15 protein-coding genes are annotated in these 14,763 nt (G+C 46.7%); 9 read left to right on the plus strand and 6 right to left on the minus strand.

From position 1 onward, the window contains the following. Window positions 1–15: 15 nt before the first annotated feature. Window positions 16–1,047 (minus strand): formylglycine-generating enzyme family protein, encoded by a 1,032-nt coding sequence (locus NST47_RS10050; protein WP_341155014.1) that lies wholly within the window; start codon window positions 1,045–1,047, stop codon window positions 16–18. Window positions 1,048–1,080: 33 nt separating this feature from the next. Next, the gene (locus NST47_RS10055) at window positions 1,081–2,292 is read right to left on the minus strand and encodes an ROK family protein (protein ID WP_341155015.1); all 1,212 of its coding nucleotides are present in this window, start codon (window positions 2,290–2,292) and stop codon (window positions 1,081–1,083) included. A gap of 295 nt (window positions 2,293–2,587) precedes the next feature. On the opposite strand from NST47_RS10055, the gene NST47_RS10060 reads away from it, so the two are divergent. The 3 genes from NST47_RS10060 to NST47_RS10070 are packed head-to-tail and all read left to right on the plus strand — an operon-like array spanning window position 2,588 to window position 5,019. After that, entirely contained in the window at window positions 2,588–3,328 is a 741-nt protein-coding gene (locus NST47_RS10060) for a class I SAM-dependent methyltransferase (RefSeq protein WP_341155016.1), read from the plus strand. 6 nt (window positions 3,329–3,334) lie between these two features. Continuing rightward, window positions 3,335–4,315, plus strand: coding sequence for an MBL fold metallo-hydrolase (locus NST47_RS10065; protein ID WP_341155017.1), 981 nt, complete (start codon window positions 3,335–3,337; stop codon window positions 4,313–4,315). 29 nt (window positions 4,316–4,344) lie between these two features. Next, window positions 4,345–5,019: an AlkZ-related protein gene (locus tag NST47_RS10070; RefSeq protein ID WP_341155018.1), complete on the plus strand. Its 675-nt coding sequence runs from the start codon at window positions 4,345–4,347 to the stop codon at window positions 5,017–5,019. 168 nt (window positions 5,020–5,187) lie between these two features. Here the strand turns inward: NST47_RS10070 and NST47_RS10075 are convergent, their stop codons facing one another. After that, window positions 5,188–5,724, minus strand: coding sequence for a phosphatidylglycerophosphatase A family protein (locus NST47_RS10075; protein WP_341155019.1), 537 nt, complete (start codon window positions 5,722–5,724; stop codon window positions 5,188–5,190). A 39-nt stretch (window positions 5,725–5,763) separates the two neighbouring features. Then, window positions 5,764–6,648, minus strand: a complete 885-nt coding sequence (locus NST47_RS10080) for a sensor domain-containing protein (protein ID WP_341155020.1) — start codon at window positions 6,646–6,648, stop codon at window positions 5,764–5,766. Between the two features lie 241 nt (window positions 6,649–6,889). Between NST47_RS10080 and NST47_RS10085 the strand changes: the two genes are divergently transcribed. From NST47_RS10085 to NST47_RS10095, 3 genes are all read left to right on the plus strand, one after another. Then, complete coding sequence (locus NST47_RS10085) at window positions 6,890–7,942, plus strand: GerMN domain-containing protein (protein WP_341155021.1); 1,053 nt, start codon at window positions 6,890–6,892, stop codon at window positions 7,940–7,942. 113 nt (window positions 7,943–8,055) lie between these two features. Then, complete coding sequence (gene rph / locus NST47_RS10090) at window positions 8,056–8,823, plus strand: ribonuclease PH (RefSeq protein WP_341155022.1); 768 nt, start codon at window positions 8,056–8,058, stop codon at window positions 8,821–8,823. Continuing rightward, window positions 8,801–9,448, plus strand: a complete 648-nt coding sequence (locus NST47_RS10095) for an XTP/dITP diphosphatase (protein WP_341155023.1) — start codon at window positions 8,801–8,803, stop codon at window positions 9,446–9,448. The genes rph and NST47_RS10095 overlap by 23 nt, the downstream gene beginning before the upstream one ends. A 129-nt stretch (window positions 9,449–9,577) precedes the next feature. On the opposite strand, the gene asnB is transcribed toward NST47_RS10095, so the two are convergent. Further along, a complete protein-coding gene (asnB, locus tag NST47_RS10100) occupies window positions 9,578–11,422 on the minus strand; it encodes an asparagine synthase (glutamine-hydrolyzing) (protein WP_341155024.1) in 1,845 nt (614 codons plus the stop codon). After that, window positions 11,397–11,609, minus strand: a complete 213-nt coding sequence (locus tag NST47_RS10105; protein ID WP_341155025.1) for a hypothetical protein — start codon at window positions 11,607–11,609, stop codon at window positions 11,397–11,399. The genes asnB and NST47_RS10105 overlap by 26 nt, the downstream gene beginning before the upstream one ends. Before the next feature lie 136 nt (window positions 11,610–11,745). Here NST47_RS10105 and NST47_RS10110 point away from each other — a divergent pair, with 136 nt between their 5' ends. The 3 genes from NST47_RS10110 (at window position 11,746) to tig (ending at window position 14,658) form a co-directional block, all read left to right on the plus strand. Next, the gene (locus tag NST47_RS10110) at window positions 11,746–12,090 is read left to right on the plus strand and encodes a hypothetical protein (protein ID WP_076231446.1); all 345 of its coding nucleotides are present in this window, start codon (window positions 11,746–11,748) and stop codon (window positions 12,088–12,090) included. A gap of 238 nt (window positions 12,091–12,328) precedes the next feature. After that, the gene (locus NST47_RS10115) at window positions 12,329–13,240 is read left to right on the plus strand and encodes a hypothetical protein (RefSeq protein ID WP_341155026.1); all 912 of its coding nucleotides are present in this window, start codon (window positions 12,329–12,331) and stop codon (window positions 13,238–13,240) included. A gap of 134 nt (window positions 13,241–13,374) precedes the next feature. Beyond that, on the plus strand, window positions 13,375–14,658 hold the full coding sequence (tig, locus tag NST47_RS10120) for a trigger factor (RefSeq protein WP_341155027.1): 1,284 nt from the start codon (window positions 13,375–13,377) through the stop codon (window positions 14,656–14,658). Window positions 14,659–14,763 lie beyond the last annotated feature (105 nt).

Consider the following 14,763-nt stretch of genomic DNA (forward strand, 5'->3'; position numbering starts at 1 on the left):
ATAGATTACCCTTTTTCACTTAGAGTAAACGGATTGTCCATCGGCAGCACAGCGGAAGCCCATGTTGCCGCTTGAGCTATCAGGAGTATTGGAGCTGCGTGCAGCTACGCGGTAACGGTTACAATACGATTTGTGGCATAAATACGAGCCGCCTCTCATGACACGATTTGTTCCCTGCTGTGGCCCTTTAGGATTCACCCTCGTGCCAGTCAGGTGCCATGTAGGACTGAACCAATCACCGCACCATTCCCAGACATTGCCGGATACATTGTAGAGTCCGTAACCATTAGGAGGAAACGCATGTACAGGTGCTGTGCCGGCATAACCGTCGCTGCAGTTATTTTTGTCGGGGAATTTACCCTGCCAAATATTGCACAGATGCTCACTTCCAGGCTTCAGCAGATCGCCCCATGGATAACGTTTTTGGACCAATCCTCCGCGGGCTGCATATTCCCATTCTGCTTCGGTAGGCAGTCGCTTGCCAGCCCAGCGGCAGTAGGCGACAGCATCGTTCCACGAAATATGTATCGCTGGATGATCCAGTCGGTCTTCAACAGTTGAATCGGGACCCTCGGGGTGCGCCCAATCGGCGCCTTCCACATTCCACCACCAAGGTGTCCGCTGTACGACATGCTTCACTTTAGCAGCGGTTTCAGGAGATACGAACAAATGAAATACGAAAGACCAGCCAAACTGCTCCGCTTCAGTCCTGTAGCCGGTAGAGCGAATAAATTCGCCGAACTCAGCGTTTGTAACTGCATAGGGATCGATGTAAAAGGGCTGAATAGTAACAGCGCGTACAGGGCCCTCTCCATCGTCAGGGAAGCCTTCCCGGTCGTCTGTACCCATCATAAACTCGCCTCCTGGCAAGTACACCATGGATTCAAACCCGACAGGGCTGTTATGCCTGGCTTCAGAATTGTCCGGTTGGGACGGTGTGGAGGAGGCTGCCGAGCTGATGTGCGCATCAGGTGAATTTGAGACTGAGTTCGTTTCTCCATCCGATCGGCTCGTTGAGCAGCAGGATGGCTTCTTAGGTTCATTCATAGGATATGTCCTCCTTGGTTGTTAATCACTGCATCAGATGTCAGTTAATTGGTTGATCACGGATATGGCCGCCCCTGTAACGATGGCTTCCTCACCCAGATGGCCTTGACTAAAAACAACCTGATACGTTGGATAATGATATGTATTTTGGATAGCCACCCGGGTTGCCGTATGAAAAAAGCTTGGATGACTGCTGACCAGCGATCCACCCAAAATGACCTTTTCAGGATGCAAAATATTGAGCAGATTGGACAAGCCAATCCCAAAATAAGTCGCTGATTGCGTGAATATTTCCACAGTTAACGGGTCCTGTTCCTGCAAGGCTTGTGCTAAATGAGTAAAGCCGATAGCCTCAGGATCGGATTCAAGCCTGCGTAACGAGCTTTCCCGACCTTGCTTTAAACGTGATTGTGCTTGCTGCTCCAAGGCATGTATGGAAGCAAAGGTTTCCAGAGCCCCATAGTTCCCACGCTTACCCAGTCGGGGACCATCGGTCTGAATAATCATTTGGCCGATAGAGCCCTCCATATCAACAGCGCCGTATACAACTTTACCGTTAGACATCATGGCCGAGCGAATACCGACACCCAGATGGACATACAGCAGATGCCGATAATCCCGATTACGGTCTGACCACGATTCACCGATAATAGCCATGTTGGCTCCATTATCCAGCCTGACAGGAAATCCAAGCTGCGCCTGCAAATAGCTGCTGATCTGCACATCCTGCCAGCCTTCAGCCGGAAAATACAGCGTTTCGAGAATAACCCCCGAGAATCGGTCCAACGGACCCACAGCCCCAATCCCCATACCCAGCACAGAGGCTGCAGCAATGTCGTGTTTAAGCAGCATGGCGGATGCGGTCTTGGCAATTTGATCAAGCAGAAGCTCAGGTGTCATGGTTTCATCCATCGTCCAGCTGCTGCTATCCAGCTTGTTCATATGAAGGTCACACAGAACTAATTTGGAGATCATTCTTGAAATATCAAGACCAAACACATAGCCTGCTGTTGGATTGGTTTGATATAGGATCGGCCTCCGGCCCCCGGTGGATTCCCCAAAGCCTGCTTCGAGCAGCCAGCCTTGATCGGTCAGCTCCTCCAATGTCCGGGTTAAGGTGCTTCCGGTCATTTGACTGTGCTCTAATAAATCTATTTTGGAAATCGTATCCTGACGTCGTATCCAATCATAAATTTCCTTATGTTTACGACCGTTAATTCGCTCTTCAATTGCATGAAGCTGCATCATCATCCCATCCAATCCCAAGTATCCCAAGCTTATTTATAGGCTTATAGTATACAACAAATTGGAATCCACAACCAAGTAATTTACATACAGCTTTTCTGACGTTTCCATCGTTAGTATAGCATTCTTTATTTCATTTTAAAATAAAGTATATCCAGAACGAATTTTTGCTTTGCAGCTTACTTTTTTTCAGTATATTGTGACTCGCTAATAAAAATTTGGTAAGATTGAATAAGGTCAAGCAGGATGATGAGGAATACCTCCCATAGAGAGCCTGCAGCAAAGGAGAATATACATGTCAGATTGGTATAAAAATAGCTTTGGAGATGACTATTTGCTCGTTTATAAACACCGTGATATGCAGGGTGCCTATAACGAGGTCAAAGGAATGATTGAATGGCTTAAGCTTGATCAAGGTGCTGAAGTGCTTGATTTATGCTGTGGAATGGGCAGACATTCGATGGCTCTGACTGATTGTGGTTATAAGGTTACGGGAATTGATTTGTCTGGCGTCCTGCTGAAGGAAGCTGTTCGATTGGATACACAGCAGAAGGTTCAATGGATTCAAGGGGATATGCGCGATGTGCAGATCAACCAGCAATTTGATGCCGTCGTTAATTTATTTACTTCGTTCGGCTATTTTGAAGAGGATGCCGAGAACGAAAAGGTGCTGCAGGAGATTTATCGTCTTCTGAAGCCGTCTGGTCAAGGCCAGTTTATTATCGACTTTTTGAACCCGGAATTTGTGGAACGGAACCTCGTCCCTTTTTCAAAACGAACAGAAGGAAGCAGCACGATTGAAGAAACTCGAAAGATCGAGGACGGCTTTGTTCGTAAAACCATCGTGGTGAGTGAGCCGGGAGCCGAGGATCGCTCCTATCTGGAGCAGGTTAAGCTGTATCATCAGGAAGCCTTCCTAACCATGCTGGATCGTGTTGGGCTTGAGGTCCTGCATGTGTATGGTGCTTATGATGCTTCTCCTTACGATAAGACTGAATCGAAACGCATGATATTTGTGGGACGGCGGAAAGGATAGGAACGCATGGGGCTCATAACGTTACATAATGAAGCGATACATCAAATCAAAGTTCCGCTGCCATTCCCGCTTCGGTGGGTGAACAGCTATCTTATACGCGGTAAGGACGGATTTACGCTGCTCGATCCCGGTCTTCATACTGAAGCCTCTGAGCAATGCTGGGAGCAGGTGCTGCAGGAGCTTGGGATCGTGTATCGCGATATCGAGCAAATTGTGCTGACTCATCACCATCCGGACCATTATGGGCTGGCTGGCTGGTTTCAGGAGCGCTCTGCTGCGCCTGTTCGCATGTCGTCCATCGGTTATGAGCAGGTACGACTGCTGTGGGGAGAAGGGCAGCCAATGACGAATTCGCTGCTGACTTTGTTCCAAGCACATGGGCTGCCTGCCGAGCTTCTGCAGCCTATGAAAGCACATATGGAAGAATTCGTTGCTATGGTATCGCCACAGCCGCAGGTTACTCTGATCCCGATAGGAGAGCTGATACGGCTCGGAGACCATGACTATGAGACGATACATACGCCAGGTCATGCTGCAGGTCATGTGTGCTTCTACCGGGAGGAAACGAAGGAGATGCTGTGCGGGGATCATGTGATTCCGCAAATATCTCCGAATATCAGCTATTTGCCTGGAGGGATCGATGAGAACCCGCTTGGGAGTTTTTTGCAGAGTCTTCATCAGATGAGCAGTTATGACGTTGCCTGGGCCTATCCTGGGCATCGTGAGCCGTTTCAGACGTTTTCCCGCAGGACACTCGAGCTGATCGATCATCACGAAGCAAGACTTGCAACGATGCGACAAGCCTTAATAGCTGAGCCGCGGACTACATACGAAGTTTGCCGGGAAGCCTTTGGCGAGAGACTTACGCTTCATCAATTGCGTTTCGCCTTGTCTGAAACGTTGGCGCATCTGATTTATTTGCTGGATACTGGAGATTTGAAGCGTTCAGACCAGGAAGGTATCGTTCATTTTCAGGCGATTCGCTGATAAGGACGAATAATGAGGTGACAAAGCTAATGACAAAGATTCATACCTTTGAAGAAGCGGTATCCATTGTAAAGGAAATGGGAGTTGTACCGTTATCCAGCTTTATTCCGGAGCATCCTTCTTTGGAATCGATAACAGAGAAAGCTGCCTGGCATACGGGAGAGGCCAGTGATCCGTGGCTGTGGAGAGATCGTTTTGCTGGTGAAGGGATTGCGGCCTACGGTCGCTTTTTCAAAAAAAAGCCGATGCTGATCGATTCCCGACTGTTTCCACTATGGTGTCGTGCACTGGAGTCATCGATGGAAGTGGAAGAGCGTTACCAGGATGGACTGGCGTCGCGACATACGGTACGACTCTATGAGGTAATACGTGATAATCCCGGCATTGATGTGAAAACATTACGTAGAGCAGTCGGTTTGGCGAGTAAAGAAGATAAAGCTGAATTCGATAAAACGTTAATTGAGCTTCAGAGCTCAACAGAGGTGGTCATTGCGGGAATCTCTGATCGTTTGAACGAGCAGGGCAACAAAAATGGCTGGAACAGCACCTGCTACGTATTGTCCGAGGTTTGGATCGACCAGCATGGGCTGAATACGGTACGGATTTCAGCTGAAGAAGCGAAGCAGGAGCTGCTAGCTGATTGTAAGCAGCGCTGGAGTGAGGCAGCTTACAGCTATGTTGTCAAAGCGTTAAGCATCAGATAACTGTGGCAATTATTAGCAACTACATATGGCAACCAGAGGTTCAAAAGCTCAATCCAAACAAACACAGGTAGCATCTCCCAATCGGGAGGCGCATCCTGTGTTTTTTGAGTTACGGTAACGAAAGCGACAACGCAGTCCAGTACCTTATGTTTAAATCCGGGGAGTAAATTAATTGCCGGCCTGTTGATCGATTTCCTTCTCTGCCTGCTTACGGTGTGCAATTCGACTGCTCGCCGCGGAGGCAATAGCACCTACGATATCATCGAGAAAGGTATGCTTGTGTTCTCCGTGTTTATCATTAAGCATCTTGAGAATGCCGGGCTTGAGCTTATCGATATATCCGAAATTTGTTAAGCCGATGCTTCCATATACATTCACAATGGAAAGGGCCAGAATTTCATCGCATCCATAAAGTCCTTCATCGTTCTCGATCATCTCCTGCAAAGGAGGCAAGAGCTTGCCTTCCTCGGCAAGCATATCTAATTGAATGCCAGTCAGGATCGCATTTTGCACCTCACGTTTTTCGATGACGGCATTAACGCTTTCGATACATTGTTCCATCGTCAGGGTCGGATAGTAGTCCTTTTGCAGAAAATAAGTTAATTCTGCCATATCTGTGACTTTTACGCCTCTTTGGATCAACCAGCTTTTGGCCGCATTGGCCACACTGGCTGAATTTAAGTTATAGGGAACGGGTACGGTCATGATGATCTCTCCTATTCTTGTGCGCGTATTGAACAGCATTTATAGCTTTATATCGTTTTTACCGCTTCTTTTGGCTTGATACATGGCGGCATCCGCGATATCGAGCAGCTCATTGCCATCGCTACCATCATGTGGATAGTAGGCGGCTCCCATACTACAGGTGATGAAAATATCATGATGTTGGATGACAAAACGGCTGCTAATGGCATCCAGCACTCTTTCGGAGACCTTCACGATATCCTCCTTTTGTTCAAACTGTTGCAGCAAAATAACGAATTCGTCACCACCCAAACGGCAAACTGTATCGGGGTCTCGAACACAGTGAGATAAGCGGGCTGCTACCATTTTGAGCAAATCATCACCAACCGCATGACCGTAATGATCATTGATCAGCTTGAAATCATCCAAATCCAAATAGAGCAGGGCCATCTTTCGTTGATACCTTTTGGCAGCCAACAAAGACTGGTAATAACGATCCTGAAACAGTCTGCGATTGGGCAGTGTGGTTAAGGAATCATAATAAGCCATCTGGGTAAGGTTTTCTTCAATGCTCTTGTGTTCACTAATATCTCGTGTGATAAATCCGACACCGGCCAGATTGTGTTCGATTTGAACGAGTGAACCTTTGCTTTCCAGCCAAATCAAGGAGCCGTTCGCCTGCACATATCGATATTGGAGATGAAAAGGGATCTGCTCGTGAATCAACTGCTCAACTGCTTGTTGAAATCGTATGAGATCGTCTTCATATATATGACTGTAGCAGGGCTGTCCAAGCAGGTCCTCTGGAGAGCGCTTAAGCAAGGTTGAGCAGGATGGAGAAATATAAGCAAGATTATAATCAAGTGTAATGCCTTGTATCAGGTCAGTGCTTTGATCAAATAGCTGACGGAAAAACACGTCATGTCCAGAAGGGCTCGGCTGCATCGTCATCACCTCGTTATTATGGGAGAGACTCATACTCTTATTACTTTGGAACTACGAATGAGCTGTACAAATAGATCATTATAATCATAACCTATTATAAAAATAATCAATACATAAAATCAATACAATACTCGGTTCGGTCTTATATTTCACAAAACAGGTTGTCATAAAAGCAGGCTGTCCTTCGTATAGTGGGAATAAGAGAATTGGACAAACAATTATATTCGTAGGAGGAACTATCATGAAACAATATCCATGGATTCGATTGGCAGCTGTGACGAGCGCAATTGTACTGCTGACATCGGGCTGTTCCCTGCTGGGTACGAAGGAACAATCGCAGCCGATTGACCCTCCACCGACGGGTGTCGAACCTGCTGCAGCACCCACGATAACCCAACCCGTCAGCGGCACAACTGCCCAGAATCTTGCGGCTATTACCGTCTATGCCAAGGATGAGAATGGTTTTATCGCTCCCATTGCCCTGCAGGTTGAAAAATCGGTTGAGGTGGCCAAAACCGCATTGGAATCGATGGTTGAGGGAAGTGCAGCCTCCAAAAACATGCCTTCCGGTTTTATAGGAATTTTGCCTAAGGGTACAACAGTCAAAGGTATCAATATTGTGAAGGATCAAAAATTGGCGGTTGTCGATTTGTCCAAAGCCTTCACGGATTATAATCTACAGGACGAAAGAAAAATATTAGAAGCCATCGTATGGACGCTAACCGGGTTTCCTTCGGTGGAAAAGGTGCAGCTGCGGGTGGAAGGGAAAGCATTGACGGAAATGCCACAGGGCGGAACACCGCTCGATGAACCGCTTACGAGAGCGTTTGGCATTAATCTGGAGAAGCAGGATGGTGTGGAGTATGGGCAGTCTACACCGGTAACCCTATATTTTCTGGGGCAAAATAAAGATCTGTACAGCTATTACGTTCCTGTTACACGAATGATTAAACGTACAGATAATGTAGCGCAGTCTGTCATTGAGCAGCTTATTGTAGGGCCCGATCAGAAGAAAGGACTTTCTGCCGTCATGACGCCTGGCTCAGAGCTCAAGCATATTCAAAAAGCTGGTGATTTGATCACCGTAGATTTTTCCGATAAGGTATTGGGACCTGACAAAAAAGCTCCTGGCAATGCGATGAGGGCAGTTGTATTGTCGTTAACGGAAAATGCAGGAGCCGCAACCAAGGTTCAAATCACAGTTAATGGAGATGCTAAAGTCAGCACCACTGATAATCAAAGCTACAGCAAGCCCGTCAGCAGACCCTCCGAGGTCAACCCATCCAAATTATAAGGAAGCAAAGCATAAGGGAGCTCACGCTCCCTTATTTTGTTGGAACTGCATGTTGGACTCTGTTACAATGGGTAAGGTTAATTAGGGTATTTTAAGGAGGAACCAAGTTCACAATGAGAAGCGATGGCAGACAGCATAACCAGACAAGAGTTACTGCGATTACTACGCATTATAATAAGCATGCCGAAGGATCGGTATTTATCGAGGTCGGGGAGACCAAGGTCATTTGTACGGCAACGATTGAGGAAAGAGTCCCTCCCTTCATGAAAGGGCAAGGGAAAGGCTGGATCACGGCGGAATATTCGATGCTCCCAAGAGCAACCCAGGTTCGTAACCAAAGGGAATCGGCTAAAGGCAAGCTTGGCGGACGCACGATGGAAATTCAACGTCTGATCGGACGTGCACTTCGGTCGGTGGTCAGCCTGGAGGCGCTTGGAGAGCGTTCGATTACACTGGATTGTGATGTGATTCAGGCGGATGGAGGTACGCGTACTACCTCAATAACCGGCGCGTTTATCGCGATGGCTTTTGCAATCGACAAGCTCGCCAAGGATCGTAATCTCAAATCCTATCCGATCCGGGATTTTCTGGGGGCTGTCAGTGTTGGAGTTGTGAATGAGAAGTCTTGTCTGGATCTGAACTATGAAGAGGATTCCAAAGCCAAGGTGGATATGAACGTCGTCATGACCGGAGAAGGTAAGTTTGTAGAGGTTCAGGGAACCGGTGAGGAGTCACCATTTTCCCGGGACGAGCTTAATGAGCTGCTTGCACTTGCAGAGACTGGCATTCAAGAAATGATTCTTGCTCAGGAAGAGGCGTTAGGACCGGAGATTTCAGCCCGGATCAGGAGGATTTCCCATGCGACGGCAGCTCGGAACTGAAATTGTAGTCGCCACCAGCAATGAGGGTAAGGTGAAAGAGCTGGCGGCGATGTTTGCAGATGAGCATATTGTCATCAAGAGCCTGCGTGATTTCAGCGGCTTGCCCGAAATTGTGGAGGACGGAGCGACATTTGCTGATAATGCTTATATTAAAGCTCGTACGATAGCCTTGTCCTTGGGAGTTCCGGTAATTGCTGATGATTCCGGATTGTGCGTGGATGCGTTGAATGGCGACCCAGGTGTATATTCGGCTCGTTATGCCGGAGAGGGAGCAACGGATGAACAAAATAACAGCAAGCTGCTGCAATCTTTGCTGGCATTATCCGAACCGTCTTCGATTCCTGTTAATAGCCATAGCCCCCATATTTTAAGTCGTGCACGATTTGTATGCGCGTTATGCCTTGTTGATGCGAACGGACACAGCATCGCGCAGGCGCAAGGTGAATGTGAAGGTCAAATTATAAGTGCTCCCCGAGGGAATCACGGCTTCGGCTATGATCCGCTGTTCTACATACCGGAGTACGGTCAAACGATGGCGGAGCTTACGAGCGAGCAAAAGAACAGAATTAGCCACCGCGGCCATGCGCTTCAATCCCTGCGTCATGCGATTGAAGCGAAGTCTTGAGCAGTAAATCCGAATCTACATGATTTTGATTCCACTCAAATGAATGGGCAGCAGCCGATTTAACTCCGGCTGCTGCCCTGTTTTTGTTTGTCCCTGCTCTAGTGCGAAACACTCACTTGGCCGCTCTACCTACCGAATCGATACCTTATAGTGCCTTAACCATGTATCTGCTTGTGCCAAATAGGCAAACAGCTGCGGACCTGTCATGAGCTGCCCGAACCACGGCAAATTGAACTGATCGGCATCACCTTCGGCCAGAGCGCGAATTTTATCGACATCGATAAAGGTGAGCAGCGGAGAGTTAGGGTCATTCAGAATGTCGAGTACCCAAGTACGCACAGCCTCCAGATAGCTTGGATTGTGCGTCTTGGGGTAAGGGCTTTTTTTACGTGTTAAGACGTCCTCCGGCAAGACGCCGCGAAGCGCTCTGCGTAGAATGCCTTTTTCCCGATCACCAGCCGATTTCATTTCCCATGGAATATTCCAAACGTATTCAACAAGTCGATGGTCGCAAAAGGGTACTCGTACCTCCAGCCCTACAGCCATACTCATTCGGTCCTTACGATCAAGTAAAGTCGGCATAAAGCGGGTAATATTCAAATAAGACATTTCGCGCATCCGGTTCTGATCATGATTTTCTCCGGATAGCCGCGGTACCTCGGAAAGTGCCTGACGGTAACGCTCCTGTACATACTGCTCAGGCTTAACCCAATCCAGAAAATCAGGCGAAAGCAGATTGACCCGATCCTTGGTAGCGAGGGACCATGGAAACGTGTTGGCTTTCAGCGTTTCTTCCTTATGAAACCATGGATAGCCACCAAAGATTTCATCGGCCGCTTCACCTGAGATGGCCACGGTAGCTGCCTTTTTAATTTCACGGCAAAACAAATATAAAGAGCCGTCTACGTCGGCCATACCGGGTAAATCACGGGCAAAAACGGCGGTTTTTAGCGATTCCACCAGCTCAGGCGTATCGAATTCAAGATAATGATGCTCGCTGCCGAGAAACTCCGTCATTCGTTTAATCCATGGCGCGTCAGAATTGGGTTGGAATGCATTCGATTTGAAATATTTGGCATTGTCCACATAATCAATCGAAAACGTATGGAGCTGCCCCAAGTCATTCTCTTTGTTGTAGTTAGCTGCAAATGCGCTTAGAGCGCTTGAATCGAGTCCTCCGGACAATAATGTGCAGATGGGGACATCAGAGGCCATTTGACGTTGTACGGTGTCCTGCAGTAATTCATGAATCCGCTGTGCAGTCGTATCGATATCGTCCTCATGCGGCTTGCTTTCCAGCTTCCAGTAGGGGCGTATGCTCAAGCCATTACGATCCATATTCAGCCAATGACCAGGCTTCAGCTCCGACATATTGCTGTATATGCCGTGGCCAGGAGTACGTGCTGGACCCACAGCGAAGATCTCGGCAAGACCCTCTCCGCTGATTTGAGCAGGAAAATCGGGATGGGCTAATATCGATTTGGGCTCGGAGCCGAACAGCAGTCGACCATCCGTGTAAGAATAAAATAACGGCTTAACACCCAGCCGATCGCGGACGAGAAATAACGATTGGTCTTGCGAATTCCAAACGCCAAAAGCATAAATTCCATTCAAGCGATCCACGCAGGAGCGGCCCCATTCGATATACGAAACGAGCAGCACTTCCGTATCGCAAGTCGTATGAAAAACATGTCCGCGCAGCTCAAGCTCTTTTTTTAACTCGGGAGCATTATATAATTCTCCATTGTACACAATAGTAAACACGTTTTCTCCGTAATGGCGCACCATGGGTTGAGCTCCATTGGCTGGGTCCATAACGCTAAGACGTCTGTGCCCGAGCGCACAATGCGGGGTGATCCAGGTACCGGAAGCATCGGGTCCCCGATTTAGCAGCGTATACGTCATTTGCTCCAAAACGGACGGATACTGCGTTAAATCTTTTTGCCAGTCAATCCATCCTGTTATTCCGCACATAGCCTTCATCCTCTCTTAGAGTGTTTGTGTTGGCGAATGACCAGCCATTCGGCAGCGACAGCAGATGATAAAGGTTATGCGGTATAAAATCAGAAAATGTCTGTCCTTGCAAGAGGAAAAGATAGACAAAAAACAAAATACCGTTTAAACTATGCGTTAGTGCTTTATTATTGGTTTCGTTCCGCATGAATAGAACGAGTGAAATTATCCCACTCTAACCGTATGACGGATAGTACAATTACACAGGTTTTTCAGTTTATGCTCCGATATGCACATGCTCAACGGGCGAACTGATTCGATCAAGAATGATGAGGTGGTTACTTATGAGGAAAACAAAATTCTCCAAGGCACAAAGCGAATATAAAGAAGCCAAAGAACGCTTTGAGAAAGCGAATGAGGCGTTTCAAAATAAGCTGGCAGTTGTCAAAGTCCTTGGTGTAGTTAATCAAGAGAAAATTGAAGAGCTCATTGAAGAGACAAGCCTTCATACTGCACTGAATGATTTGGGAGCAGCGGAAAAGCTGCTGCTGGAATGGTCTCATGAAGCGATTCAATCGGAAAAGGATTATTTGCAAAATAAAGAAACCATAGACAAAATGTATGCTTTTATTGATCGAGATCCCGATATTAAAGCCAAATTGATTCAAGCAGCGATGAAAATTGTATAAGGCTTTACCAGGACAGCGGAGGATTCCTTCCGTTGTTTTTTGTTGCTTCTTGGTGTCGAATATTCAATTGACGCGATAAGGGGTAATGACAACATGACAAGAAGCTGCACAGCCATGAAATTATGGTATACATAATGAGGCATACTTAAATTCATAAGCATTCAACAGATTTTGCATTCCATCGGCCAATCGGTTAAACTGCTCTCAACATTAAAGCCGAGGAGGAGGTGATGGGCTTTTGTCCGAGAAGCCGAACGAGAATGTCATTCTTTTTCCTAAAACCGTCGAGTTTTACCAATTCGAGCTCACCCGAATGCTGGAGACTGAGCGCTATGGCGAGGCCATTCAGCTGCTGGGCTTTTTATTGACCTGTCACCATCAGGATGCAAGGATTGAAGAAGAATGGCAGGCGCTCTTGGAGTGGCTGCAGACGATGTTTCCGGAAGAAATCTTTGCTACCGGGGAAGAAGAGGACGATCTGACTGAAGCGGATTTGCTCAGGCAGCATTTGTCGATTAAAGCAAAGACGGATAGTGGGTACGCAGAGAAATTGCTCGCTATGCTTCAACAGCCGCAATCGTTAGAAAATCAGCTATTGGCGTTGGATCAACTGGCCTTCATTGACCATCCCGCGATCGATACCAGCATTTCTGAATGGCTGACGGCTCATGAGCAGCATCCTTTAATTCAATATAAAGGACTACAAACACTTAAGCTCCGTGGAGTTACAGGCCCGCTCACGCTGGACAAGCATGGAGAGAAGATTGTAGTGGACGTGGAGGATACCCCCAAAAGCTTTGAGGATTTTCCATCGCCCATAAATGAGATTATGGAACGTTTTCAGGAAATGAGCCAGATCAGTCAGCCAGCATTGTTTTATTATGCTCAAGAGACCTGGAATGAATTTCTTGCTTATATTTATGGAACATCATCCTATAATCAGATTCTTCGACAGGATCGGGACGGCGTTGATGTCTGGGCGGCCGCGCTGCATTTTGTATTGCTTGATAAGGTATTTAACAGCGGCACGAAGGACGAAGTGCTGGAGCTTTACGGGATCACGAACGACCTGATGTTTCAATGGGAACAGTCCTATCGGATCATTCTCCAATTTGCCGCAGAGTTTTTTTCACAAAGACCTGTTAAATGATTTTATGGACATTGCTTGAAAAAAGAAAAGTATATGTTATAATAGAATGGTTATATTGCCGGAACAACATTTCGTGTTTACCTTAAAGGAAACATCGATTTGTAATGGATAATTTTTGGAGGGGAAAGCATAAAATGAAAGCAAGCTGGGAAAAAATAGAGAAGAACGTAGGCGTTCTTGATGTTGAGGTTGAAGTAGATCAAGTGGCTGCGGCTCTCGACAAAGCATTCAAAAAAGTAGTTCAAAAAGTAAATGTACCGGGCTTCCGTAAAGGGAAAGTGCCACGCTCGATCTTTGAAGCGAAATTCGGCGTAGAAAGCTTGTACCAAGACGCTCTGGATATCGTTGTTCCCGAGGCTTATGTGGAAGCGGTTGAAGAAACTGGTATTCATCCGGTTGATCGTCCAGAAGTTGATGTGGAGCAATTTGCTAAAGGCCAAAACCTGAAATTCAAAGCAAAAGTTATTGTAAAGCCTGAAGTTGAATTGGGCGAATACAAAGGTCTGGAGCTTGAAGTTAATGAGGCTGAAGTTACAGAAGAAGAAATTACTGCTGAGCTGGACAAACTGCAAAAGCGTCATGCAGAATTGGTTCCTCTTGAAGAAGGTTCAGCTGAGAATGGCGATGTAGTTTCCATCGATTTCGAAGGATTCGTTGATGGAGTCGCATTTGAAGGCGGAAAAGCCGAGAAGTATTCCCTTGAACTGGGAAGCGGCAGCTTTATTCCGGGCTTTGAAGAGCAAGTTGTAGGGTTGAACAAAGGTGATTTGAAGGATATTACTGTAACTTTCCCTGAAAATTACCAATCCGAAGATTTGCAAGGCAAAGAAGCGATCTTCAAGATCGAATTGCATGACATCAAACGCAAAAATCTTCCTGTTCTGGATGACGAGTTTGCTAAGGATATCAGTGAGTTTGAAACATTGGAAGAGTTCAAATCCGATCTTAAAAACAATCTGAGTGTTCGTAAAGCAGCTGAAATCGAGCGCAAAAAAGAAGCGGATGTTGTTGAAAAAGCGGCTGAATCAGCACAAATCGACATTCCTCCTGTGATGATCGACAACGAAACCACGCAAATGGTTAAAGAATTCGAAAATCGTCTTCGCACTCAAGGCATGAATATCGAAATGTACTACCAGTTTACAGGTCAAAACGATGAGGCTCTAAGAGTCCAAATGCGTGATGACGCTGAAAAACGCGTTCGCAATAACCTGGTTCTGGAAGCTATTGCCAAAGCAGAAGGTTTGGACGTTACGGAAGCTGAAGTCCAAGCTGAATTGGGCAATCTTGCTCCTTCATACCAACGTACTCCTGAAGAGCTTCATGCGATTCTGAGCGCGAACGGCAACCTTGAAGATCTTAAGCATGATTTGCTTGTTAGAAAAACAGTTACTTTCCTTGTTGAAAACAGCAAATAACTATAGCAGTCAGGCACGTATAACTATGCGTGCCTTTCTTTATAGGTATTGCATGTATTTCTGCTTTTTAAAATGTTAACTACATAAGGTCATGGCCGAATATGG

The sequence above is a fragment of the Paenibacillus sp. FSL H8-0034 genome (assembly GCF_038000305.1).
GTDB lineage: Bacteria > Bacillota > Bacilli > Paenibacillales > NBRC-103111 > Paenibacillus_S.